The sequence below is a fragment of the Streptomyces phaeofaciens genome (assembly GCF_014648915.1).
In the GTDB taxonomy this organism is placed as follows: Bacteria; Actinomycetota; Actinomycetes; order Streptomycetales; family Streptomycetaceae; genus Streptomyces; species Streptomyces phaeofaciens.
In genome coordinates this window covers 16,870-40,390 of sequence record NZ_BMSA01000031.1, presented here as the reverse complement: position 1 = coordinate 40,390, position 23,521 = coordinate 16,870, and the positions used below count along the sequence as shown (strand labels likewise).

Below are 23,521 nucleotides of genomic sequence, written 5' to 3'. Positions count from 1 at the left end.
AGCCGCAGGACGGTCGGCAACTCGGCTTGACTGAAACTGGTTTGTCATTGGACCGGGAGCGGTACGGTCGCTGTGTGGACGCACAGCGGAGTGGCGACAGTGGAGGCCGGGAGTTCCAGCGGGTCTCCGAGGAACTGCGCGCCCGGATCGCCGATGGGACGTATCCGCTGAACCTGTTGCTCCCGTCCCAGCGTGATCTCGCCGCGGAGTTCGACGTCTCCCGGGACACTGTCCAGAAGGTCCTGAAGGAGCTGGCCCAGCACGGGCTGATCGAGTCCCGGCAGGGGAGCGGGTCGCGGGTGTTGCGGGTGCCGCGAACCCAGCCCTCAGTGGTCGCGGACGGCCGCCTGCGGGGCGGGCGGACGCTCGGGTCGCTGCTGGGCGAGGCCTTCGAGCGGGCCGAAGTAACCCTGGACGTCTTCTCGTTGACGTCCGAGTCGCTGGCTGCCCACCTCATGGTGCAGGCGGAGCGGATCATCGGCGGTTTCATCGCTCCCGAGAGCATCGCCCTGCGTCTGATCCTGCCGAGCGTGGACCTGGTGCTGCCTTATCCGAGGTCCGAGGCGGATCCGGACGACCCGCGACTGAGGGATCGCTTCCGCCGGATCGCCGATCGGTCGACGGATACGGTGAGCGGTTTGTTCAGGGACCTGGAGGAGTACGTGCCCTCCGTCGGCATCGCCGTCCGCAGGGCTCCGCTCACTCCTACGTGCAAGCTCTACCTGCTCAACGGCGCGCACGCCCTGCTCGCGCCGTACGAGGTGATCGAACGGGACATCACGGTCGAGTCCGGGGAGTCGATCCGCGCCCTGGACGTCCTGGGATTCGGGGCTCCGCTCGCCCACCACGTCAGGAACGCCGACCCGGACTCACCTGACACACTCTTCGTCGACAGCTGGCAACGGTGGTTCGACTCGGTCTGGAATCGGCTTGCCCGGTGACGGACACGACCGTGCGCTAGCATGCCCCGCATCGCGCGAGCATTTGCCTCCGCCCGTACGTATGAGACGGCGAACAAACCCCGTCGAACGACCTGACGCAGAGTGACACACCACCCCTCGTGATCACTCCACCGGTCACTCTGGCCGTGCGGCGCACCACCCGGCACTCGACGATTGCCGTACCCATTCGACAGAGCGTCACCACCCGGAGCGGCCAGTGCTCGAGCCCCTTGTTCCCCGGCTTCTGCCCGGGGGCCGAGCCACCACGGACCGGTCCGAGGCCGCGGTCCTGCGGAGGTTCCTTGCCTACGCGCAGTCCTCGAAGGCATGCAGCGGCCACCACAACCACAACTACGTGGTCCCCCTGACGGAGGACGCGGCGCCGTTCGTCGGCCGCCCGGCCGGCACCGACGTGACGGTGCGGATTCCGCGCGCCGACGTGCTGCCGGTGGTAATCCGGACCTGGCGCGACGAGGCGGCGATTCTCGACGCCGTCCACAGCGTCCCTGTCCTGCCGCCCGTCCACGCGCCGGCGTGCCTGAAGCAGGGCAAGGGCTTCGCGATCCACAGCTATGTGGAGGGTGTTCCGCTCTCCACCGTCTGCGGAAACGGTAAGCCTGTCGACACGCTGCTCGTGCAGGCCCTCGCGGAGCTGCTGGCCCGGATGACCTGGGTGCGCCGGTCGGCGCTGCCGCCCCTGCCGGCCGGGTGGCCCGCCAACGACACCGACAGTCAGGGGTTTCTGCGGACGCTGGCTCGCTGTGCCGACGAGCAGATCCGCCGACCCAAGTGGAACGATTTCGGTGGGCTGTTCAAGGCCCTCGGTATTCCCGACCGAGCCCTCCTCGACTTCGCCGACCGGGTTCCCGCCATGGCGCGGCGGCCGTACAGCCTGCTCCACGCGGACCTGCACCGGGACAACCTGATCGTGTCGTTCGACGGCACACCGCCCCTGATCTGCGTCGACTGGGAGCTGGCCACCTACGGCGACCCCCTGCACGACCTCGCGACCCACCTGGTGCGGATGCGGTATCCCGAGTACCAGTGGGACGAGGTGATCGAGGCGTGGGCCGCGGCCATGCGGCGGATCCGTCCCGCGGCGGTCAACGGCCTGGGCAAGGACCTGCGGCACTATCTCGACTTCGAGCGGGCGCAGTCCGTGTACCCGGACGTCATGCGGGCCGCGCACTCGCTGGAGGGGGCGTTCAGCCCGAAGAACCTGGACGAGGCGACCGTGGAGGTGGAGCGGGCGTTGCTGGCGGCCGCGGAGCCGCTGCGCCTGCGGAACGTCCCGAAGGCCCCCGAAATCGAGGGCGCGCTCTTCCGGTGGCTGAAGTCACGCGGTGATCTCGGCGGGCGTCTTTCGTCCGTGGACGCGTTCGACTGGCGGCCCGACCCGCGCCTCGCCGAGCACCCGGACTTCCCGGACGCCGCCGTCCGCGCCGCGCTGCTGGCGGAGGGCGCGGCCCGCGCCGACCAGGTGTTCAAGGGGACCGCGCATCTGAACACGGTGGTCCGGGTGCCGGGCCACCCCGGACCCGTGGTGGTCCGGCGCAAGCTGCCGAACTTCTCCCGGCGCGAGCCCAGTTACCTGAGCGAACACGCGGTGCTGCGTGCGATTCAGGAGAGCGGGGTCGGGATCGAGGCACCTCGTGTTCTCGCGCTGGGCAGGGACGCGGCGAAGCATTCCTTCGCCGTTCACACATACGTCGGTCCGCGCGACGGCCAGCCGCCCCGCCACCCGGTCAACGGCCTGCGCCCGCACGAGGCGGACGGGCTCGTCGACCAGCTGTGCGCCCTGACGGACGTCGACTACCTGGGCATCGACCCGGCGGCGGGCGCGGGTCGGTTCTACGAATGGCTGACGAAGCAGCTCGTCCTGTTGGTGCGGGAGCTGCCGAAGGAGTCCCGGCAACTGGCCCGGTCGCTCGGCCTCCCCGACCACGCACGGCTCCGCCAGCTCCTCTCGCGCCACGAGGTCGGCCACCGGTCGCCCGTCCTCCTCCACGGCGACCTCAACCCCTGGAACCTGGTGTGCCGCGACGACCGGCTGGGCGTCACCATCATCGACTGGGAGATGGCCCTCGTCGGTGACCCGCTGTACGACCTGGTCCGGCACATGCACCTCACCCCGACCCGCCCGGAGATCAAGGAGCGCATGGTCCGGCGGTGGGAGCGGCAGCTGGGCGCCGTCCACACCAAGGACTGGCAGCGGGACTGGGGCGTCTACCGCCGTATCGAGATCGTCCGATCCGCCTATGTCGATCTCGACCGTCTGGTGACCCGGGCGAGCCTGGACGTCCCCAATGTCAGCCGCGCGGTGAACTCCTACGCCGACACCCTGGCGGCGGCGACGGCCGCCCTGGGCCTGCCCCTGCCGGCGACGGCCAATCCCTACCTCGCCCTGGCGCTGGCGTAGGGGTCACAGCTCCCCGGACACGTCGAGCACCACCTTCCCCACGGCTCCCCGCCCCTCCACGGCCCGGTGTGCCGCTTCCGTCTCGGTCAGCGGGAACACCGCCCCGATCACGGTCCGCAGCCGGCCTGCCGCGGCCTCGGCCAGGGCGTGGGCGGTGAGGCGGTGGACGTCCGTCCGGGGGAACTGGAGGTCGGCGATGCCGAAGACGGTGATGTCGCGGCGTTCGACCTCTTCGGGGTCGAGGGGTGCGAAGGCGCCGGAGGGTGCGCCGTGGGCGGAGAAGCGGCCCAGGTCCACGGTCAACGGCAGGGCGGCGGCCCCGAGTTCGCCGCCGACGCCGTCCAGGACGACCTCCGCGCCGCCGCCCAGCGCCTCCCGCGCCCGTTCCACCCAGCCCGGCGCGGACACGTCCACCGTGGCGTGGGCGCCCAGTTCCGTCACCAGGGCCAGCTTCTCCTCCCCCCGGGCCGCCGCGACCACCGTCGCGCCCCGGGCGCGGGCCAGCTGGACCAGCAGGGTGCCCATCCCGCCCGAGGCGCCCAGGACCAGGACGCGGTCGCCCGGGGAGACGGAGGTGCGTTCGAGGAGGCCCGACGCCGTCACCCCGTCGTGGACCAGGGCGGCGGCGGTCCGCAGGTCCAGCCCGTCGGGGACCGGGACCAGGGCGGTCACCGGCGCGGTCGCCCGCTCGGCGTAACTGCCGTCGACCCACGAGACCACCCGGCGCCCGGCCCAGCCGGCGTCCACGCCCGCCCCGACCGCGGCGACCGTGCCGGAGACGCCGCCGCCGGGGACGTACGGCGGTACGACGGGGAAGTGGTCGCGGAACAGGCCGGCGCGGACCTGGGTCTCCACGAAGATGGTGTCGGCGTGGGAGACCTCGATCAGGACCTCGCCCGGCCCCGGGACCGGGTCCGTGAGCTCCACCGTGGCCAGGACCTCCGGTCCGCCGAACGCCTTCACCTGTGCCGCTCGCATGGCATACCCCCTGTGGTGCGCGTCCTGAGTGGATGCGCGTGCAAGCAGTCTTCGGCCTCAAGCATGGTTGAGGTCAAGCGGCACCCGTAGGCTCGGCGGCATGAGTGAGACCGGGCTGCGCGAGCGCAAGAAGCAGCGGATGTACCAGGCCGTGTCGGACATCGCGATCGGGTTGTTCCTGGAGCGGGGCTTCGACGCGGTGTCCGTCGCCGAGGTGGCCGCCGCGGCCGAGATCTCCAAGCCCACCCTCTTCCGCTACTTCCCGGCGAAGGAGGACCTCGTGCTGCACCGGCTCGCGGACCACGAGCGGGAGTCGGCGGAGGTGGTCGTCGCGGCGCGCGCCTCGGGCACCGCGCCCCTGCCGGCCCTGCGCCGCCACTTCCTCGACGGACTGGCCGCCCACGACCCGGTCACCGGCCTCAACGACCACCCGCAGGTCCGTGCCTTCCACACCCTCCTCTACGGCACCCCGTCGCTGGCCGCCCGGCTCCACATCCATCTGGAGCGCTCCGAGACCGCCCTCGCCGAGGCGCTCGCGGACGATCTGCCCGACGCCCTCGACGCCCGGCTGGCCGCCGGTCAGATCGTCGCCGTCCGGCGGATCCTCGCCGAGGAGAACTGGCGGCGGATCGGGGCGGGGGAGCCGGTCGAGGACGTACGGGAGGCGGCGGTCGCGGCGGTGGAGCGGGCGTTCGCGGTGCTGGGGGCGGGGCTGCCGGGGCTGGCGTGAGCCGGGAGGCGGGTGGGGGCGGGCGGGGGTGTGCGCCTGCCCCAGGCTCAGGGGGCGACCGGGGTGTGAGCCCGCCCCGGGCCGACGGATCGAGTAGATGTAACCGGGTAAAAAATATGACTCGGTAACGATATTCGCTACCCTGGACCCATGACGACTGCCGACCCCGCCGACCCCGCCGCCCCGGAGGACCTCGCCGCCGTCCTGCACCAGGAACGCGCCCACCACGACAACTGCCGGACCGCCCTCGCCGCCATGATCGAGGGCGCCGACCTCCAGGTCGTCACCGGCGCGGACGTCTCCGCCTCCGGCGCCGACGCCGAGGTGCTCGGCTACGAGTTCCGCAGCCGGGCCAAGGCGCTGCACGAACTGCCCGAGGGCCCCCTGTTCTTCGGCCGCCTGGACTTCGTACGGGAAGGCCTCGCCCACCACATCGGCCGACTGCGCATCAGCGAGCACCCGGCCGCCCCGCCGCTCGTCGTCGACTGGCGCGCTCCCGTCTCCCGCGCCTTCTACCAGGCGAGCGCCCACGACCCGCAGGGCGTCGCCGTCCGCCGCCGCTTCGGCTGGGCCCCCGGCAGCCGGGGCGACTCCGCGGACCTCACCGGACTGGAGGACGAACACCTGGCACGCGGCGAGTCCACGGGCCCCGGCGGCATCCTCACGAGCGAGATCGAACGCCCCCGCGTCGGCCCCATGCGGGACATCGCGGCGACGATCCAGCCCGAGCAGGACGACCTCGTACGGGGCGACCTCTCCGTGTCCGTGTGCGTGCAGGGCGCCCCCGGCACCGGGAAGACCGCCGTGGGCCTGCACCGGGCCGCCTACCTCCTCTACACCCACCCGCGGCGCATCCGGCACAGCGGCATGCTGATCCTCGGCCCGAGCCGCACCTTCCTCGCGTACATCGCGGAGGTGCTGCCGGCCCTCGGCGAGACGGAGGTCCGCCAGTCGACCCTGCACGACGAGATCGCCCGCCATCCGGTGACCGGCACCGACCCCGACCGCACCGCCGCCGTCAAACACGACGTCCGGATGGCGGAGGTGCTGCGCCGGGCGCTGTACGGGAGGGTGGCGGCCGAGCGCGCCGAGGACCTCGTCCTGCCCGACGGCTCGTACCGCTGGCGGGTCTCCGGCGACGAACAGACCGCGATCGTGCGGGAGGTGCTCGCGGAGCGGCTGCCGTACGAGGTGGGGCGGGAGCGGGTCCGCGGGCGGATCGTCCGCCGGATCCAGGCGCGGGCGGAACGGCGGAGCGGGCCCCGGCCCGGTTCCTGGCTGCGCAGGATCGAACGGGCGCGGGCGGTGAGCGCGTGCGTGGACGCCGTCTGGCCGAAGGTGACCCCGCAGGAGGTGCTGGCCGGGCTGCTCGGCGACGGCCGGGCGCTGGCGCGGGCGGCGGACGGACTCCTCGACGCCGCCGAGCAGGAGGCGCTGCTCTGGGCCCGCCCGCCCCGTTCGCCCAGGTCGGCCCGCTGGTCGGCGGCCGACGCGGTCCTCCTCGACGAGATCGCCGGGCTCCTCGCACACCCCCAGGGGTACGGCCATGTCGTCGTCGACGAGGCCCAGGACCTCTCCCCGATGGAGTGCCGGGCCGTCGCCCGCCGGGTGCGCTTCGGCTCGCTCACGGTCCTCGGCGACCTGGCCCAGGGCACCACCGCCTGGGCTGCGCGCTCCTGGCGGGCCCAGATGGCCCACCTGGGCAAGCCCGACGCGGCGATCGTCCCGCTGACCACGGGCTACCGGGTCCCGGGCGCGATCCTGGCCCTCGCCAACCGTCTCCTGGACCGCCTCGGCACCGACGTGCCCCGCGCCCGTTCCCTGCGCCGCGACGGCGCCCTCACGCTCCGCCCCGCCGGCGGCGACCTCCCGGCCGCGGTCGTCAGCGCCGTACGCGAGGCCCTCACCCACGAGGGCTCGGTCGCCGTGGTGACCGCCGCCTGCCACACGACCCCGGTCCATGAGGCCCTCACCGGCGCCGGCCTCGCCCCGTCCCCCCGGGTCACGGTCGTCCCCGCCACCGCCGTCAAGGGCCTGGAGTACGACCATGTGATCGCGGTGGAACCGGCCGCCGTCACCGAGTCGGACCCCCGGGGCCTCCACCACCTGTACGTCGTCCTGACCCGCGCGGTCTCCCGCCTGGACGTGGTGCACGGACGGGAACTGCCGTGGTGACGGCGGCCGCACCGGCGCGGGCACGGGCGCGGGCACAGGGGGATCATGTACGGCGATGCTGATCTTCCTCGACGTCGACGGAACCCTGATCCCCTTCGGCGGCACGGACCCCCACCCGGTGTACGGAACGTCGCCGCACCCTCTGCTCCCCCGTCTCGACCCCGCCCTCGGACCCCGGCTGCGCGCCCTGGGCTGCGAGCTGGTGTGGGCCACCACCTGGCTGGACGACGCGAACGACCTCCTGTCCCCCTGGCTCGGCCTGCCTGCGCTGCCGGTGGTGGCGTGGCCGGAGGAGGACGACCCGGACGTTCCCGGCCTGCACTGGAAGACCCGGCCGCTGATCGACTGGGCCGCGGGGAGGCCGTTCGTCTGGGTCGACGACGAGACCACCGCCGCCGACCGCGCCTGGACGGCGGCGCACCATCCGGGGCCCGCCCTGCTCCACCGGGTCGACCACCGGCTCGGGCTCACGGACCGGGACTTCGGGGAGGTGGGGGAGTGGATCAGCCGGCACCGAGGGTCAGGACCTCGGTGACGCGCATGAAGCCGTCCGAGCCGTGGCCGCGGGCGATCACCCGGCGGGTCTGGTCCTCGATGGCACGCATGACGGTCGCGTCGATGCCGTGGGCCTCCGCGGTGTGGGCGATGTGGGTGTGGGAGGAGAGAGCGGAGGTGATCGGGTTGAGCTCGCCGGAGAAGGAGCCGCTGTCGACGTCCTCGGCGAACTCCGCGAAGAGCGGCGGCAGGATCGCGCCGATGCCCTGGGCGAAGGGAGCCAGCTCACGGGCGGAGATGCCCTCGGCCCGGGCGATCGCGACGGCGTGCGCGTAGCCCGCCATCGCCGTCCAGAAGACGTCCAGAAGGGCGATGTCGTAGGCCGCGGCCCGGCCGGCGTCCTCGCCGAGGTGCGTGTGGGTGCCACCGAGCGCGTCCAGTACGGGCCGGTGCTCGCGGTACAGGTCCTCGGGGCCGCTGTAGAGGAACACCGCGTCGGGGGTGCCGATGGTGGTCGTCGGGGTCATGATCGCGCCGTCCACGTAAGGAATCCCGTGCCGCTGCGCCCAGTCGGCGGTGTCCCGCGCGCGGGCCGGGGTGTCGGCGGAGAGGTTCACGACGGTACGGCCCTTCAGCGCGGCGGCGACCCGCTCCTCCCGGAGGACCGCGTCGGCGGCGTCGTAGTCCCGCACACACACCACGACAAGACCGCTCGCCTCGACGGCGTCCCGCGCCGTGCCCGCCACCACGGCGCCCCGCCGGGCCGGTTCGCCCTCCCGGCCCGGAGTCCGGTTCCAGACGGTGGTCCGCACACCGGCGTCCAGGAACGCCCCCGCGAGCGCCCGCCCCATGGGCCCCAGCCCGAGAACGGTGACGGCGGACGGCACGGCCGAAGGCGCCGCCGACGGCACGGCCGACGGCACGGTGAGCGGGCCGGAATTCGATGTGGACATGACTCAACTCCCTTAGAGTGATGCTGAATTGCTGACAAAAGGGGTACGAGTGACCAGGAAGCGCGCCAAGGATCCGAACGTCTGCGGAGTGACCGCCGCCATCGCCGTGATCGACGGCAAGTGGAAGACCAGCCTGCTGTGGCTGCTGGAGTCCGGCCCGCACCGGCCCGCCGCGCTGCGCCGCCTGCTGCCGGGGCTCAGTGAGAAGGTGCTGACCCAGGCGCTGCGCGAGATGGAGGAGGACGGTCTGGTGCACCGCGAGGTGCACGACGTGCTCCCGCCGAAGACCGTCTACTCCCTGACCCCGTTCGGCCTCGAACTCGCCGAGGCCCTGGCCCCCCTCTCCGACTGGGGCCACCGTCGCCTGGACCGCATGACCGCCTCCTGATCACCTGCGCCCAGCCTCTCCGGGGCGCGGCACGCTGCCAAGTACGCACAAAAAAGTGGGTGTTCCAGGGGGTCTGACGCCCGGTCCGCGCCCGGTCCGCACCCCCTGTGGGCGCCCGGTCCGCACCCTGTTTGCGCCCGGTTCCATTCGGACGCCCGTGGCGTGACACACTTTTGCAAGCAGGTGCTTGCAAAAGTTAGCAACGGTGGGGCAAGGTGGAGGCATGGCATCGCTCAACGTCGGCAATCTCGGTGACTACCTGCGCGAGCAGCGGCGCAACGCCAAGCTCTCGCTGCGGCAGCTCGCCGATGCCGCCGGGGTGTCCAATCCGTATCTGAGCCAGATCGAGCGCGGGCTGCGCAAGCCGAGCGCGGAGGTGCTCCAGCAGGTCGCCAAGGCCCTGCGCATCTCCGCCGAGACGCTGTACGTGCGGGCCGGCATCCTCGACGCGGAGCGGGACCGGGACGAGGTGGAGACCCGCGCGGTCATCCTCGCCGATCCCACCCTGACCGAGGGGCAGAAGCAGGCGCTCCTGCAGATCTACGAGTCCTTCCGCAAGGAGAACGGATTCGAGACCGTGCGGGAGAGCCGCACGGGCGAGGAACGGGCGGACGACGAAGGGGCGGACGCTCCGGACGCGGAGAGCGACGCCGGTCCGCAGCAGACGGCCAGTTGACCGGACCAGGGGACCGGCCGTCCCGCCGCGGACCTGTACGACCCTCGGCCGAACACGACGTACGCGACACGAACCACGAACCACGTAACCGACGCACACGACCAGCGCGCATCCGATCGCGCATCCGGGAGGACCTTCACCATGGCCATCACCGACGACCTGCGCAAGACCTTCAGCGACCCGACCCCGCTCTACTTCGCCGCCGGTACCGCCGACCTCGCCCTCCAGCAGGCGAAGAAGGTGCCGGGCCTGGTCGAGCAGCTGCGCACCGAGGCCCCGGCCCGGATCGACGCGGTGCGCAACACCGACCCCAAGGCCGTCCAGGAGAAGGCCGCCGCCCGCGCCAAGGAGGCCGGTGCCAAGGCCAAGGAGGCGCAGGAGACCCTCCAGGCCAAGGTCAACGGCTTCATCACCACGCTCGACGGCGACATCAAGAAGCTCGGCACCACGCTCGACGCCGACCTGAAGAAGCTCGGCGAGTCCGCCCAGGACCTCGCGCTGCGCGGGGTCGGCGTCGCCGCCGAGTACGCCGTCAAGGCCCGTGAGACCTACGAGAAGGTCGCCGAGCACGGCGAGCAGACCGTGCGGACCTGGCGCGGCGAGGCCGCCGACGGCATCGAGGAGATCGCCGTCGCGGTCGAGCCGAAGGCCGAGCCCGCCCAGACGCCGGTGGCCGCACCGCCCGCCGAGGCCAAGGCCGAGCCCACCCCGGCGACCGTGAAGAAGCCTGCCGCTCCCGCCAAGAAGGCCCCCGCCGCCCGCAAGGCCACCGTGAAGAAGACGACGCCGCCGGCCAAGTGAGACCGACGGCCGACATCGCAGCGGCGGACTGGGACATACGGTCACGGGCCGGGCACTCATCCGGTGCCCGGCCCGTTGTACGGGTAGGAAAAGCGCGGTTGCGGGTACGGTGACCGCGTAAGGGACGAGCCTGGTCGTACCAAATCTGGTGGTGGACGTAGTGCTGATGCAGGGGTTCGACAGTTTCCTGAGTCTGCTGAGCCTGGCGCTGATCGTGTTCAGCGGCTTCGCGCTGGTCGACGCCGCCCTGCGCCGTGAGGACGGCTACCGCGCGGCGGACAAGCAGACCAAGCCGTTCTGGCTGATCGTCCTCGGACTCGCCTTCGTGGTGAACCTGATCTTCAACATCTTCTCGTTCCTGCCGATCATCGGCCTGGTCGCGACCATCGTGTACATGGTCGACGTCCGCCCCGCCCTGCGCTCCCTCCCCGGCGGAGGCCGAGGCCGCCGAGGCGGCTCCAGCAGCGACGGCCCGTACGGCCCGTACAACGGCGGACGGTAGGACCGACGACCGGCGCGGCCGGCCACGGTCGGCCCGCGCGCTCCGCTCCGACTACGCCACCCGGTCCAGCAGGACCACGGCCACGTCGTCCGTCAGCTCGCCGCCGTTGAGTTCCCGCACCTCGTTCACCGCGGCGCGCAGCAGCTCCTCGCCGCGCAGCCCTTCGGACAGCTGGCGGCGGATCATCTCGACCATCCCGTCCTGCCCCAGCCGCTCCCGGCCCTCGCCGACGCGGCCCTCGATCAGCCCGTCGGTGTAGAGCATCAGACTCCACTCGGCGCCCAGCTCCACCTGCATCCGCGGCCAGCGGGCACCGGGCAGCAGACCCAGCGCGGGCCCGTTGTTGTCGTACGGCAGCAGCCGTGCCGGGCGGTCCGGGCGGGCGATCAGCGGTGCCGGGTGGCCGGCCAGGCACAGGCCCGCGCGGCGGCCGTCCGGCGCGATGTCGACGGTGCACAGCGTCGCGAAGATCTCGTCGTCGTCGCGCTCGTGCTCCAGCACCTGCTGGAGGGTGCCGAGCAGCTCGTCGCCGCACAGCCCCGCCAGGGTCAGCGCCCGCCAGGCGATGCGCAGCTCCACGCCGAGCGCCGCCTCGTCCGGGCCGTGGCCGCACACGTCACCGATCATGGCGTGCACGGTGCCGTCGGGTGTGCGGACCGTGTCGTAGAAGTCGCCGCCGAGCAGCGCGCGCGAGCGGCCGGGACGGTAACGGGCGGCGAAGCGCAGCGGGGAGCCCTCCAGGAGGGGGGTGGGCAGCAGACCGCGCTCCAGGCGGGCGTTCTCCTGTGCGCGCAGCTTGCCCTCGGCGAGCCGTCGCTCGGCCGTGTCGGAACGTTTCCGCTCAACGGCGTAGCGGATCGCGCGGCTCAGCAGCCGGCCGTCCAGCTCGTCCCGGAAGAGATAGTCCTGGGCGCCGACGCGCACCGCCTCCGTGCCCCGCTCGGCGTCGCCGGACGCGGTGAGCGCGAGCACGGCGTGCCGGGGCGCCAGCTCCAGGACGTGCCGGAGCACGGCGAGTTCGTCGTCGCCGGACGCCCGGCCGGGCGCGGGCAGCGCCAGGTCGAGCAGGATGCAGTGCACGTCGTCGGTGAGCAGCCGTCCGGCCTCGGTGAGGTTGCGGGCGGTGCGGACGCGGATCGGCTTGCCGTCCGAGTCCAGCAGGTCGGGGACGATCGGCGCCGCGGCGGGGTCGTCCTCGATGAGCAGCAGGGTGAGCGTGGTGGTGTGCGCGCCGGTGTGGGCGCCGGTGTTCTCGGCCGTCGCGTCGTTGCGGACGGTCTCTTCCTTGCGGGCGGCGTCCCGGTGGAGCGGGGCTTCTGCCCTGGAGGGGCCGCCGACTGTGGGCGCGGCCGGCGCCTGACCACACTCCACGGCCGGGATCGCTCTCTGCCGCGGTACGGGTACGGGCATCGTCTTGGGTTCCTTCCCTCCCCCCGAGGGCATGGCGGGGGCGAGGGACCTCGACCCACCGACGGGGACCATAGCGGCAGAAGGCGCCGCAGCGGAATGGTGTGCGACACCCAGCTTGATCTCAGACCGCTGTCATATGCCGCTTTCCGTATCGCAGTTGGGCAGGGTGGGGCGGTGGAGGGGATGACGAACGTCACGTCGGTACGGAGTTTGGGGGTCCGCTCCAGGTGCCGTGGGTCACGTGGTGGGGGTCACGCGCCCGGCTTCGGGTGGGCCGGGCAAGCGAGTTCACCCGTTTTGGCTGATTTGCCCTACGCGTCCGGCCGGACCACCGCGAGGATCGGCATGGTGCCCGCCCCTGCCAGCGTGATGGTGCGGCCCGGGCGCGGGGCGTGCACGATCGCGCCGTCGCCCACGTACAGCGCGACGTGGCTCGCGTCGTCGAAGTAGATGATGAGGTCGCCGGGACGCATGTCCTCGACCGCGACGTGCCGGAGCTGCTTCCACTGCTCCTGCGAGGTGCGCGGGATGGCCGTGCCGGCGCTCCTCCACGCCTCGGAGGTCAGCCCGGAACAGTCGTACGTGTTCGGGCCCTCGGCGCCCCACTCGTACGGCTTGCCGATCTGCGCGGTGGCGTACTCGATGGCCTTCTTGCCCTGCGCGGACGCCTTGCTGTCGATCTCGTCGAGTATGCCGGTGTCCAGCCAGGCGCTCTGGGCCTTCTGGGCGGCCTGTTCCTGGAGTTCGGCGAGGCGCTCCTTCTCCTCTTTCTCCAGCTGGGACTCGAGCTTCTCGGCCGCCTTGATCTGCTTCTCGACCCGCTTCTGGGCGGTCTCCTTGGTCTTGCGGTTGGTCTCCAGCTTCTGCCACTGGGCCGAGGCGTCGTCGGAGTACTGCTCCAAGTCCTCCTGGGTCCGGGTCAGTTCGCCGATCAGGCCCTTGGTGGCGCGCTGGCCCTGGATCACCCGGCCGGCACCGTCGAGGAAGTCGCTCGGGTCGTCGCTCAGCATCAGCTGGGCCTCGTCGGGCAGGCCGCCGGTGCGGTACTGGGAGCGGGCCGCCGCGCCCGCGCGGTCCTTCAGCCCGTCCAGCTTCTTCTGACCCGCGACGATCTTCTTGGCCAGCTCGACGATCTCCGCGGACTGCTTCTTCGCCGCCTCCTCCGCCGCGTTGTACGCGTCGGTGGCGACCGCGGCGTCGTGGTAGAGCGCGTCGAGCTTCTCGCGGACGGCCTCCAGGTCCGTGCTCGGCGCGGGCGTGAGGTCCGGGCTGGTGGTCGGTGCCGACGAGGGGTCGGGGCTCGCGAACGCCATGCCGGGTGCCCCCAGCACGGTCACCGCGCAGACGACGGCCACCGCCACCGCGTACAGGCTGCGCTTGCCCGGTCGCATATCCCGTCCCCCCAACTGATTTCCCGTCAGTAACTTACGGTGCCCGGGGGATCGTGCCATGTCACGGCCGAAAACGACAGAGGTCGAAGCCCGACACGGACAGTCCTTCCCCACTTGCTCCCTCCGGAATGATGATCGCCCCGCCAATGTGACGAACGCCGCACCGAGATCGTTCCTGGGGAACACGGAAAGGTGAACGGAAAGCTGGAGGGAAGGATGAACGGGCGGCGCAACGGCGGGCGTCGTGCGGGGCGTGCGGGCCGTGCCGTCAGCCGCGAGGCGCCAACGCCTCCCACCGCACGGTCACTTCACCCTGGCGCCAGCGGGCCGGCCCGTCCGTCACCGGCCAGTCGGCCGTCAGGTCCCGTACCGCCCGTATCCACCGCTGCCGGGCACCGTACGAGGCGTAGGGCGCGGCGGCGGCCCAGGCGCGGTCGAAGTCGCGCAGGAAGGCGTGCACCGGCTCGCCCGGGACATTGCGGTGGATCAGTGCCTTCGGCAGCCGTTCCGCGAGGTCGGACGGCCGGTCCAGGGAGCCCAGCCGGGTGGCGAGGGTGACCGTGCGCGGCCCCTCGGGCCCGAGCGCGACCCATACGTGCCGCCGCCCGATCTCGTCACAGGTCCCCTCGACGAGCAGCCCGCCGCGCGACACCCCGGTGGCCGGCGCGAGCCGCGCGCACAGTCGCTCCCAGACCTCACCGACCTGGCTCTCGTCGTACTGGCGCAGCACGTTCGCCGCGCGGACGAGACACGGCCGCTGCGGCACCGGGATCTCGAAGCCGCCGTGCCGGAAGACCAGCCCCTCGCGCTCGTACGGCCGGGCGGCCGTGACCCGGGCCGGTTCGATCTCGACTCCGACCACGCGCGCGCGGGGCGCCACGGTCCGCAGCCGGGACAGCAGCTCGACGGCCGTCCAGGGCGCCGCCCCGTACCCGAGGTCGACCGCCACCGGGTCGCCGGCGCGGCGCAGCTCGGCGCCGTGCACCGCGGCGATCCAGCGGTCCATGCGGCGCAGCCGGTTGGGGTTGGTGGTCCCGCGCGTGACGGTGCCCACGACGGGGGTCCGCCCGCTCGGGCGAAGCCGAGAGGAGGGGAGGGCCGCGCGGGAGGTCATGGCTACGAGGGTATGCGGTGCCCCGCACCGGCCGCGCCGCCCGACGCATCCCGCCCTCGAACGGTTGAGCGACCCCCGGTAACGCTCAGGCAAAAACCCCTGCCGTCGTGACCCTCCCGGAATGGGAACGGCTCCCGGAGGCGTTGCCGCCCAGTGGAGGGAGCCCCACCCCCTCCGTCCGGCATGCCCGCAGCAAGGAGGAAGGCCACGTGAGCCAGTACGTCAGCAGGCTCGGGCGTCGCTCTACGGCGGTTCCCTCGCGGCTCAGGCTTCACCGCCGCCCCCGCCGAGTCGCGATGCTCTCCGTGCACACCTCACCGCTCCACCAGCCCGGCACCGGCGACGCCGGCGGCATGAACGTCTACATCGTGGAGCTCGCACAGCGTCTCGCCGCGATCAACATCGAGGTCGAGATCTTCACGCGGGCGACCACGGCCACCCTCCGGCCGACGGTCCAGATGGCGCCCGGCGTCCTGGTGCGGCACATCGACGCGGGCCCCTACGAGGGCCTCGCCAAGGAGGAGCTGCCCGCCCAGCTGTGCGCCTTCACGCACGGTGTGATGCAGGCCTGGGCCGGCCACCGCCCCGGCTACTACGACCTGGTCCACTCCCACTACTGGCTCTCCGGCCACGTCGGCTGGCTCGCCGCCCAGCGCTGGGGCGCCCCCCTGGTGCACGCCATGCACACCATGGCCAAGGTCAAGAACGCCAACCTGGCCGACGGCGACACCCCCGAACCCGCCGCCCGCGTCATCGGCGAGACCCAGATCGTGGCCGCCGCCGACCGCCTCATCGCCAACACGGCGGAGGAGGCCGACGAACTCGTACGGCACTACAGCGCGGACCCCGGCAAGGTCGCCGTCGTCCACCCGGGCGTCAACCTGGACCGTTTCTCCCCGGCCGACGGCCGCGCCGCCGCCCGCGCCCGCCTCGACCTCCCGCAGGACGCCCTCGTCCCCCTCTTCGCGGGCCGGATCCAGCCCCTGAAGGCCCCGGACGTCCTGCTCCGCGCGATCGCGGTGCTGCTGGACGAGCGCCCCGACCTGCGGTCGAGGATCGTCGTACCGATCGTCGGCGGCCCGAGCGGCAGCGGCCTCGCCAAGCCGGAGGGCCTTCAGAAGCTGGCCGCGCGGCTCGGCATCGCGGACGTCGTACGGTTCCGCCCGCCGGTCGGCCAGGACCAGCTGGCGGACTGGTTCCGGGCCGCGTCGGTCCTGGTCGTCCCCTCCTACAGCGAGTCCTTCGGCCTGGTCGCCATAGAGGCGCAGGCGGCGGGCACCCCGGTCCTCGCGGCCTCCGTCGGCGGCCTCCCGGTCGCGGTGCGGGACGGCGAGACCGGCTACCTGGTGCAGGGCCACGACCCGGCGGCGTACGCGCGCGTGCTCGAACGGTTCGCCGACGGCCCCGAGCTGCCCGCCCGGATGGGCGCGGCCGCCGCCCGGCACGCACAGTCGTTCGGCTGGGACACCGCGGCCGCCGCGACGGCGGACGTGTACACGGCCGCGACCCAGGCCCACCGCCGTCGCGTACGCTCCCAGCATGGGTGACACGGACAGGTCGACCGCGCAGGTAGTCGAGGGTTTCCTGAAGGACGCGGAGCTGGAGTGGGAAAGCCCCGAGCCCGGCACCTACGTCGTCCAGCTCCCCGGCACCCGCAAACTGAGGACGACGGTCTCCCTGATCATCGGCCGCCACTCGCTGTCGCTGAACGCGTTCGTCATCCGCCACCCCGACGAGAACGAGTCCGGCGTCCACCGCTGGCTCCTGGAGCGCAACCTCAAGCTGTACGGCGTGAGTTACGCCGTCGACCAGCTCGGCGACATCTACGTCACCGCCCGCCTCCCGCTCGCCGCCGTCACCGCCGAGGAGACCGACCGTATCTTCGGCCAGGTGCTGGAGGCCGCCGACGGCGCCTTCAACACCCTGCTGGAACTCGGTTTCGCCACCGCGATCCGCCGGGAGTACGCCTGGCGGGTCTCCCGCGGCGAACCCACGCACAACCTGGACGCCTTCGCCCACCTGACCCGTCGCTCCGCCGACTGATCCTCCCGCTCCGCCGACCGGGCCTCCCCGCCCGCCGATCGAGCCCCGCCGACCTGCTGTTAGCCTGCCGCGACCTTGATCGTCCCCCTGGGAAGGACGTGCATGCGCACAGGCAGAACCGGCACCGCGGCCGCACTCGCGGGAGCGCTCGCCCTCGTGGCGTTCGCCTCGCCGGCCGCGGAGGCGGCGGACACCGGCATCACGGTGTCCCACCTCGTCGTGAACAACGGCAGGCCCGTCATCGTGGGCACCACCGCGGAGGTGACCCCCGACTTCACCTTCCACAAGTACTGGTCCTCGAACACCGCGCTCGGCGACGTGGAGACGACCCCCTTCCTCTACCACGACACCACGGCCGCCAAGGGCGCCGAGGACGGCGGTATCTGGACGAGCAGCGTCACCTGCTACGAGGACGGCACCCACGCCGCGGACTGCGACGGCGAGCTGTACATCGAGCCGCGCTACCGGCTGGACTCCAACAACGACGCCACGACCTGGAAGATCGCCGTCTCCGCGCGCATCTGGGGTTCCAACGGCCAGCCGAAGAGCAGCGAATACCTGACCGGGTTCGGCACCGTGCAGGTCAAGCGCGCGGCGCGGGTCACCGCCAACGCCACCCCCGAGCCCGTCGCCAAGGGCAAGAAGATGACCGTCACCGGCAAGGTGACCCGCGCGGACTGGGTGAAGCACGCCTACGTCGGCTTCGGCGGCAAGTCGGCCAAGCTCCAGTTCCGCAAGGCGGGCAGCAGCACGTACACCACGGTCAAGATCGTGAAGGCCGACTCGGCGGGCAACCTGAGGACCACGGTCACCGCCTCCGCCGACGGCACCTGGCGCTGGACCTTCGGCGAGACGTCCACGACCGGTGGCGCGACCTCCACGGGCGACTACGTCGACGTCAAGTAGCAGGCCCCGCGGGGCGGGATCCGGCGCGGTACCGCCCCGGTGTCACCCCCACCAGCCGGCGGAAATGCCGGGTGAGATGGGCCTGGTCGTAGAAGCCGGCCGCCACGGCGACCTCGCCCGGCGGCCGGCCGTCCAGCAGCAGCCGCCGCGCACGGTCGACCCGGCGGGCGGTGAGGTACTGGTGCGGCGCGATGCCGTACGCGCCGCTGAACGCCCGTACGAGATGGGCGGGATGCGCCTGGACGATCCGTGCCGCCTCATCCAGGCCGATGCCCTGGACGACGGACGCGTCGAGGAGTTCCCGCAGCCGGCGCGCGAGGGCGGGGTCGGGGCGCGGGGAGCGCTCCGGGTGTCCCAGGTGATCGCGCAGCCGCTCCCCGATCAGCGTCAGCCGGCTGTCCGCCTCCAGTTCGTCGCCGGCCCCGGCGAGCGCGGAGTGCAGCTGCCCCACCCGCCGCCGCAGCACCGGGTCCCGCAGGTCGGGCGCGTCGACGGCGGGCCCGATGAGGTCCTCGCCGAGGACCCCGGCGTCCAGGTACAGCACCCGCTTGCGAAAGCCCCGCGGGTCGACCGGCGACCCGTTGTGCGGCACGTGCGGCGGCAGCAGCGTCACCGTGTCGTGCGGGGTGCCGTGCTCGTGCCGGTCGAGGTCGTACCGTACGGCGCCGTCGTCCACGATGAGCAGCGTCCAGGCGTCGTGGACGTGCATCGGGTACGCGTACCCGGTGAAGTGGGCGTGGAAGACCTCGACGACGCCCGGGACGCGGGGGCGCCAGGCGGAGACTTCCTGCCGGGCGTGCGGGGCGTGCCGGGCGGGCGAGGCGGCGGGCCGGGGACGCCGGGGCTGCCGGGGGGCCATGCAAAGAACGTACAAGACCGGGTCGTGCGCGGGACGGCAGTCTCACCTCATGAGCACTGACGCACCCCTGCGCTTCGACACGAAGATAGCCGTCCTGCTGCGTGAGGACCTGGAGTCCTGGCAGCGCCTGAACGTCACCGCGTTCCTGGTCAGCGGGCTGGGGACGGCCGCCCCCGAGGTGATCGGAGAGCCGTACGAGGACGCCGACGAGGTGGCCTCGCTGCCGATGTTCCGCCAGCCGGTGCTGGTCTTCGAGGGCACGAAGGAGACGCTGGCCGCCGCCCACGCGCGCGTGCTGGCCCGGTCCCTCCCGCGCGCGGTGTTCACGAGTGACCTCTTCGCCACCGGCAACGACGGCGACAACCGGGCGGCGGTGCGGGCCGTGCGGACGGCGGATCTGGACCTGGTGGGGCTGGCCGTGTACGGCCCGCGGAACGCGGTGGACAAGGTGCTGAAGGGGGCACGGATGCACCCCTAGGGCGGCCGAGGGCGCTCCGAGCCCGCTCAGGCGGCGCCGACCTCGGCCTTCGCCCCCGCCCCCGTGGCGGGTGCGCCCTCGTCCGTCGGCTCCTCGTCCGGCAGGCGTCGCATCACCACGGCGTACCCGGCGCCCGCGGCCGTGCCCACCACCGCGCACATCCCCCACAGCCACTCCGCCCCGAACCGGTCGATGACGACACCGGACATCAGCGGGGCGACGAGCGAGGCCACCGCCCAGGACAGGGTGTACATGCCTTGGTAGCGGCCGCGGCCGTGGGTGGGGGAGAGGCGGACGACGAGCCCGGTCTGGGTCGGCGCGTTGACGATCTCGGCGAGGGTCCACACGCAGACGGTGAGGGCGAAGACGCCGACCGACCCGGCGAAGGCCGTCAGTCCGAAGCCGTACCCGGCGAGGACGGAGGAGATCACGAGGAGCCGTCGCGGGTCCCGGTGTTCGATGAACCGGGTGACCGGGATCTGGAGCGCGACGATCAGCACGCCGTTGACGGCGATCGCCATGCCGTAGTCGGCCGGGGTGAACCCGGCCGCTCCCATGGCCACCGGCAGCCCGACCGAGCCCTGCTGGAAGACGAACGCGACGAGGAAGGACAGCCCGACGACACTCATGAACCGGGTGTCGCGCAGTACGGTCCCGAGCCCGACGGAGTCCTCCCGGCCGGCTCGTTCCTTCTGCTCGGGCCGTGACTCGGGCAGCTTGAGGAAGACGACGACCGCACAGACGAGGGTCATCCCGGCCTCGATCAGGAACCCGGCGCGGTAGCTGACCTCCGCGATGAAGCCGGCGCCCGTCGAGGAGACGGCGAACCCGAGGTTGATGGCCCAGTAGTTGAGGGAGAAGGCCCGCACCCGGTCCTCGGGCCGCACGATGTCCGCCATCATCGCCTGCACGGCCGGCCGGGAGGCGTTGGAGGCCATGCCGACGAGGAAGGCGACGCCGGCGATGGCCACCGGATCGGTGATGAACCCGAGCAGTGCGACCGAGAGCGCGGTCCCGGTCTGCGCGACGAGCAGCGTGGGCCGCCGTCCGATCCGGTCCGCCATCACCCCGCCGCCGAGCGAGGAGACGACCCCGCCCAGCCCGTGCAGGGCGGCGACCAGTCCGGCGTAGGAGGCGGAGTAGCCGCGGTCGAGCGTCAGGTACAGGGCCATGAAGGTCGCGACGAAGGCGCCGAGCCGGTTGACCAGCGTGCTCGTCCACAGCCACCAGAACTCGCGGGGCAGCCCGGAGAGGGTCTCGCGGGTGGCACGTCGTAGAGAGGCGACGGACATGGCGGAGTTCCCCCGGGTGTAAGTGGCGAAGACAGCAACGGCAACTTACGTAGTGAGGTCCCGGGGAGACCACTCAATTAACAGATCCCGTCAACTGTCGGCCGCACCGTCCGGGGGGTGGGCGGGGGACGCAAGCCATCAGGACGGTGGATTACGCTCAGACGCATGGCCGACGCACCGTACAAGCTGATCCTCCTCCGCCACGGCGAGAGCGAGTGGAACGCGAAGAACCTGTTCACCGGCTGGGTGGACGTCAACCTCAACGAGAAGGGCGAGAAGGAGGCAGTCCGCGGTGGCGAGCTCCTGAAGGACGCCGATCTCCTCCCCGACGTGGTCCACACGTCCCTCCAGAAGCGCGCGATCCGCACCGCGCAGCTGGCCCTCGAGGCCGCGGACCGCCACTGGATCCCGGTCCACCGCTCGTGGCGCCTGAACGAGCGCCACTACGGCGCCCTCCAGGGCAAGGACAAGGCGCAGACCCTCGCGGAGTTCGGCGAGGAGCAGTTCATGCTGTGGCGCCGCTCCTACGACACCCCGCCGCCGCCGCTCGAGGACGGCACGGAGTTCTCCCAGTCGGCCGACCCGCGCTACGCGACGATCCCGCCGGAGCTGCGCCCGCGCACGGAGTGCCTGAAGGACGTCGTCGTCCGCATGCTCCCCTACTGGTACGACGGCATCGTCCCCGACCTCCTCACCGGCCGCACGGTCCTGGTCGCCGCCCACGGCAACTCGCTCCGCGCCCTGGTCAAGCACCTCGACGGCGTCTCCGACGAGGACATCGCGGGCCTGAACATCCCGACCGGCATCCCCCTCTCCTACGAGCTGGACGCCGACTTCAAGCCCCTCAACCCCGGCGGCACCTACCTCGACCCGGACGCGGCAGCGGCGGCGATCGAGGCGGTCAAGAACCAGGGCAAGAAGAAGTAGGTTTTGTGATCATGCCTCCCACCTGCGCATATGGCGCGGGTGGGAGGCATTTTCATGCGCTGGAACCTCCCTGGAACCTCAGCTCTCGGGGCCTTGAGGCCGAAGTGCCCTGCCGAGAGCTTTCCTGGCCCTGTCGCGACTGCTTGGCATGAGGTGCGCGCACACCTTCAGCGTCAGGCCCGGGTCGGAGTGCCCGAGGTACTCCGCGGGGGCCTTGATGCTCTCCCCGGCGTCCAAGAGGAGCACCACGCGCACGGCGTGCTCCTTTTGCTTGTGCGCGCGGTCGGCGTGCCGGTCACCATCCCACCCGATTTGCGGCGGTTGATGCCGTCGGTTGCGTCAACAGCGCCGGTTGACCCCCGCAACTACCTCTGACCTGCACTTATGTGCAGTGCCTCGTAAACGTGTAGGTCAGAGCCTTGCGATCGTCGTGCAGGCTGCTCGATTTGTGGGCACGGTGGGGTCAGGAAGGCTTGACCGCCGAGACCGGGGTGACGGTCACCTTGTTGTCGCACTCGGCCCACCACCCGTCGTTCAGGGCGACCTGGTGCTTCCCGGAGTGCGGCAGCCCGATGACCATCGTCGGATACACCGCCGGGGTCTTGCCCGACACGCAGTAGCCGTCGCCCTCCCCCTGGACCTGGACGAAGGTCAGCTTCACCCACGCCTTGCCGTGCGGCCGGACCGTCACGGTGGCCGCCCTGCCGGTGGGGGTGACCTTGAGCGGGGTGTTGTGGGCGGGGGAGCCGTTGCCGGCGCCCGCGACCGTCGGATGGCCCTTCAGGACGCACGTCTTCCGGGAGACGTTGGTGAACTGCACGACCGCCGCCCCGGTCCCGGTCCCGACGGGCGGGTGGGCGGCCTGCCGGGCGCTGACCTGGAGGGCGGAGGCCGGGCAGGCGGGCGGCGGGGTGGAGGTGGTGGTGCTCGCCGCCATGGCGGTGCCGGGCAGGATGCCGGTCACCGCCGCCGCGACGGCCGTGACCGCCGTCGTCGCCAGAGCCGCCCTGCGAATGCCGTTGTTGTGACGCATGCTGTCGTCCCCCTGAGTCGTCTCGTCCGCGGGTTTCGGTCGTCGGTTGTTGCCCCGCGGTACGCGTGGTCGTGGTGCGTGAGTGCAGATACGGCGGGAGAGCGGCAGGGTTCGGTGCGGCGACTACTTGTGACGGAACGGTGACGACAGGCTGCACGCGTGCAGATGGCCGTCAGGGCAGACAGAAGCACCTCCAGCGTGCCACGGGTTTTCCACGCACCCGGCGCGCACCGAAGGCGCGCTGAATCGCTGACCTGCGGGTTTCCAAGTTTCCCTGAGGAGCACCACGACCTTCGCCCCGACTGCGGTCGCCGCGCGAGCGTAGCGAGCTGCCAAGAGACGCGCGGCCGTAGGCCGTTCGTTCTTGCTCTTTCTCCGCCGGACGCGCCGGCACCGCTGATGCCCTTGTCGCTTGTCCTGTCGCTTGTCGTGACAAGACGGGACCGCACTGCGGGGTAGCCCGAAACAGGCTCTGACCTGCGATCCGACAAGCGACAAGACAGGCGACAAGACAAGCGACAAGCGGACCAGGCCCGTGGGTTAGCCCGGACAGGGCGGCGGAAGGATGCTGACATGCCTAAGCCGAAGAGCTTCACCGCATGGTTGAAGACCCACGCCGATCAGCGCACTGCCATCGGGGATCTCGCGCGGGACGTCTCTACTGACCCCGACTGGCCCTCACGCAAGGGGAGGCAGGGCCAGCTTGACTACCTCGAAGAGCGCGGCGCCATCGACGCGGCTATCGAGACGCTCGAACGTGCCTGGACTCAGTACGAGGCATACCGGGCCGCTCAGACAGATACTTGAGCGGTCGGGAAGGCGGGTGGCCTCATCCGCCTTAGATCATGAGCGCGCCAGGACCCGGAACCTGTCTGGAACCTCCGAGGTCAACAAGCAACGACAGACAACGACCACCAACAACCGACCGGCACAGGTCAGTTGCGGTGCACGCCCCGCTGATCAGGGCCAAAATACGGGCGGTCGAAACCCAGGGCAAGAAGAAGTAGTCT

At 71.9% G+C, this 23,521-nt stretch carries 23 protein-coding genes and 1 pseudogene; 15 read left to right on the top strand and 9 right to left on the bottom strand.

All coding sequences use genetic code 11. The annotated features are described in order from the left end of the window. The first annotated feature begins 74 nt into the window (after positions 1–74). Both IE275_RS37270 and IE275_RS37265 read left to right on the top strand, forming a co-directional pair. A complete protein-coding gene (locus tag IE275_RS37270; protein WP_189717097.1) occupies positions 75–941 on the top strand; it encodes a winged helix-turn-helix domain-containing protein in 867 nt (288 codons plus the stop codon). Positions 942–1,158: 217 nt separating this feature from the next. Then, positions 1,159–3,360 (top strand): aminoglycoside phosphotransferase family protein, encoded by a 2,202-nt coding sequence (locus tag IE275_RS37265; protein WP_373299366.1) that lies wholly within the window; start codon positions 1,159–1,161, stop codon positions 3,358–3,360. Positions 3,361–3,363: 3 nt separating this feature from the next. Here IE275_RS37265 and IE275_RS37260 read toward each other — a convergent pair whose 3' ends face one another. Beyond that, entirely contained in the window at positions 3,364–4,338 is a 975-nt protein-coding gene (locus IE275_RS37260; RefSeq protein WP_189717095.1) for a zinc-binding dehydrogenase, read from the bottom strand. Between the two features lie 100 nt (positions 4,339–4,438). Here IE275_RS37260 and IE275_RS37255 point away from each other — a divergent pair, with 100 nt between their 5' ends. The 3 genes from IE275_RS37255 to IE275_RS37245 all read left to right on the top strand — a co-directional run bounded on the left by IE275_RS37255 (position 4,439) and on the right by IE275_RS37245 (position 7,778). Next, a complete protein-coding gene (locus IE275_RS37255) occupies positions 4,439–5,068 on the top strand; it encodes a TetR/AcrR family transcriptional regulator (protein ID WP_189717094.1) in 630 nt (209 codons plus the stop codon). A 150-nt stretch (positions 5,069–5,218) separates the two neighbouring features. Then, complete coding sequence (locus IE275_RS37250) at positions 5,219–7,243, top strand: HelD family protein (protein WP_189717093.1); 2,025 nt, start codon at positions 5,219–5,221, stop codon at positions 7,241–7,243. A 55-nt stretch (positions 7,244–7,298) separates the two neighbouring features. Then, the gene (locus IE275_RS37245; protein ID WP_189717092.1) at positions 7,299–7,778 is read left to right on the top strand and encodes an HAD domain-containing protein; all 480 of its coding nucleotides are present in this window, start codon (positions 7,299–7,301) and stop codon (positions 7,776–7,778) included. Here the strand turns inward: IE275_RS37245 and IE275_RS37240 are convergent. Next, positions 7,747–8,691, bottom strand: a complete 945-nt coding sequence (locus IE275_RS37240) for an NAD(P)-dependent oxidoreductase (protein WP_189717091.1) — start codon at positions 8,689–8,691, stop codon at positions 7,747–7,749. The genes IE275_RS37245 and IE275_RS37240 overlap by 32 nt on opposite strands. A 49-nt stretch (positions 8,692–8,740) precedes the next feature. Here IE275_RS37240 and IE275_RS37235 point away from each other — a divergent pair, with 49 nt between their 5' ends. From IE275_RS37235 to IE275_RS37220, 4 genes are all read left to right on the top strand, one after another. Then, positions 8,741–9,079, top strand: coding sequence for a winged helix-turn-helix transcriptional regulator (locus IE275_RS37235; protein ID WP_189717090.1), 339 nt, complete (start codon positions 8,741–8,743; stop codon positions 9,077–9,079). A gap of 223 nt (positions 9,080–9,302) precedes the next feature. Further along, a complete protein-coding gene (locus tag IE275_RS37230; protein ID WP_189717089.1) occupies positions 9,303–9,755 on the top strand; it encodes a helix-turn-helix domain-containing protein in 453 nt (150 codons plus the stop codon). A 141-nt stretch (positions 9,756–9,896) separates the two neighbouring features. Further along, positions 9,897–10,556 (top strand): hypothetical protein, encoded by a 660-nt coding sequence (locus IE275_RS37225; RefSeq protein WP_189717088.1) that lies wholly within the window; start codon positions 9,897–9,899, stop codon positions 10,554–10,556. A 166-nt stretch (positions 10,557–10,722) separates the two neighbouring features. Continuing rightward, positions 10,723–11,058 (top strand): DUF2516 family protein, encoded by a 336-nt coding sequence (locus IE275_RS37220; RefSeq protein WP_189717162.1) that lies wholly within the window; start codon positions 10,723–10,725, stop codon positions 11,056–11,058. A 51-nt stretch (positions 11,059–11,109) separates the two neighbouring features. Here the strand turns inward: IE275_RS37220 and IE275_RS37215 are convergent, their stop codons facing one another. From IE275_RS37215 to IE275_RS37205, 3 genes are all read right to left on the bottom strand, one after another. After that, positions 11,110–12,468 carry a PP2C family protein-serine/threonine phosphatase gene (locus tag IE275_RS37215; RefSeq protein ID WP_189717087.1) on the bottom strand — a complete coding sequence of 453 codons (1,359 nt, stop codon included), beginning with the start codon at positions 12,466–12,468 and terminating at the stop codon, positions 11,110–11,112. A 311-nt stretch (positions 12,469–12,779) separates the two neighbouring features. Continuing rightward, positions 12,780–13,859, bottom strand: coding sequence for a C40 family peptidase (locus IE275_RS37210; protein ID WP_189717086.1), 1,080 nt, complete (start codon positions 13,857–13,859; stop codon positions 12,780–12,782). Between the two features lie 268 nt (positions 13,860–14,127). Continuing rightward, positions 14,128–14,973, bottom strand: a complete 846-nt coding sequence (locus tag IE275_RS37205) for a class I SAM-dependent methyltransferase (RefSeq protein WP_189717085.1) — start codon at positions 14,971–14,973, stop codon at positions 14,128–14,130. 209 nt (positions 14,974–15,182) lie between these two features. Between IE275_RS37205 and mshA the strand changes: the two genes are divergently transcribed. The 3 genes from mshA (at position 15,183) to IE275_RS37190 (ending at position 17,922) form a co-directional block, all read left to right on the top strand. Beyond that, entirely contained in the window at positions 15,183–16,520 is a 1,338-nt protein-coding gene (gene mshA / locus IE275_RS37200; protein WP_189717084.1) for a D-inositol-3-phosphate glycosyltransferase, read from the top strand. Next, the gene (locus IE275_RS37195) at positions 16,513–17,016 is read left to right on the top strand and encodes a type III secretion system chaperone family protein (RefSeq protein WP_189717083.1); all 504 of its coding nucleotides are present in this window, start codon (positions 16,513–16,515) and stop codon (positions 17,014–17,016) included. Before mshA ends, IE275_RS37195 begins: the two co-directional genes overlap by 8 nt. Positions 17,017–17,118: 102 nt before the next feature. After that, positions 17,119–17,922, top strand: a complete 804-nt coding sequence (locus IE275_RS37190) for a hypothetical protein (protein WP_189717082.1) — start codon at positions 17,119–17,121, stop codon at positions 17,920–17,922. On the opposite strand, the gene IE275_RS37185 is transcribed toward IE275_RS37190, so the two are convergent. Continuing rightward, positions 17,915–18,781 carry a helix-turn-helix transcriptional regulator gene (locus tag IE275_RS37185; protein WP_189717081.1) on the bottom strand — a complete coding sequence of 289 codons (867 nt, stop codon included), beginning with the start codon at positions 18,779–18,781 and terminating at the stop codon, positions 17,915–17,917. The two genes, IE275_RS37190 and IE275_RS37185, sit on opposite strands and share 8 nt — an antisense overlap. A gap of 49 nt (positions 18,782–18,830) precedes the next feature. On the opposite strand from IE275_RS37185, the gene IE275_RS37180 reads away from it, so the two are divergent. Next, the gene (locus IE275_RS37180) at positions 18,831–19,259 is read left to right on the top strand and encodes a DUF2000 domain-containing protein (protein WP_373299365.1); all 429 of its coding nucleotides are present in this window, start codon (positions 18,831–18,833) and stop codon (positions 19,257–19,259) included. Between the two features lie 26 nt (positions 19,260–19,285). Here the strand turns inward: IE275_RS37180 and IE275_RS37175 are convergent, their stop codons facing one another. Then, entirely contained in the window at positions 19,286–20,551 is a 1,266-nt protein-coding gene (locus IE275_RS37175; RefSeq protein WP_189717079.1) for an MDR family MFS transporter, read from the bottom strand. A gap of 165 nt (positions 20,552–20,716) precedes the next feature. Between IE275_RS37175 and IE275_RS37170 the strand changes: the two genes are divergently transcribed. Further along, the gene (locus IE275_RS37170) at positions 20,717–21,478 is read left to right on the top strand and encodes a phosphoglyceromutase (protein WP_189717078.1); all 762 of its coding nucleotides are present in this window, start codon (positions 20,717–20,719) and stop codon (positions 21,476–21,478) included. A gap of 78 nt (positions 21,479–21,556) precedes the next feature. Here IE275_RS37170 and IE275_RS46295 read toward each other — a convergent pair. Together IE275_RS46295 and IE275_RS37165 are read right to left on the bottom strand one after the other, a co-directional pair. After that, positions 21,557–21,721: pseudogene (locus tag IE275_RS46295) on the bottom strand (site-specific integrase); the annotation flags it as partial. A 220-nt stretch (positions 21,722–21,941) separates the two neighbouring features. After that, positions 21,942–22,511, bottom strand: coding sequence for a DUF4232 domain-containing protein (locus tag IE275_RS37165; protein WP_189717077.1), 570 nt, complete (start codon positions 22,509–22,511; stop codon positions 21,942–21,944). Positions 22,512–23,084: 573 nt separating this feature from the next. Between IE275_RS37165 and IE275_RS37160 the strand changes: the two genes are divergently transcribed. Beyond that, positions 23,085–23,318 carry a YozE family protein gene (locus IE275_RS37160; protein ID WP_189717076.1) on the top strand — a complete coding sequence of 78 codons (234 nt, stop codon included), beginning with the start codon at positions 23,085–23,087 and terminating at the stop codon, positions 23,316–23,318. Positions 23,319–23,521: the final 203 nt, after the last annotated feature.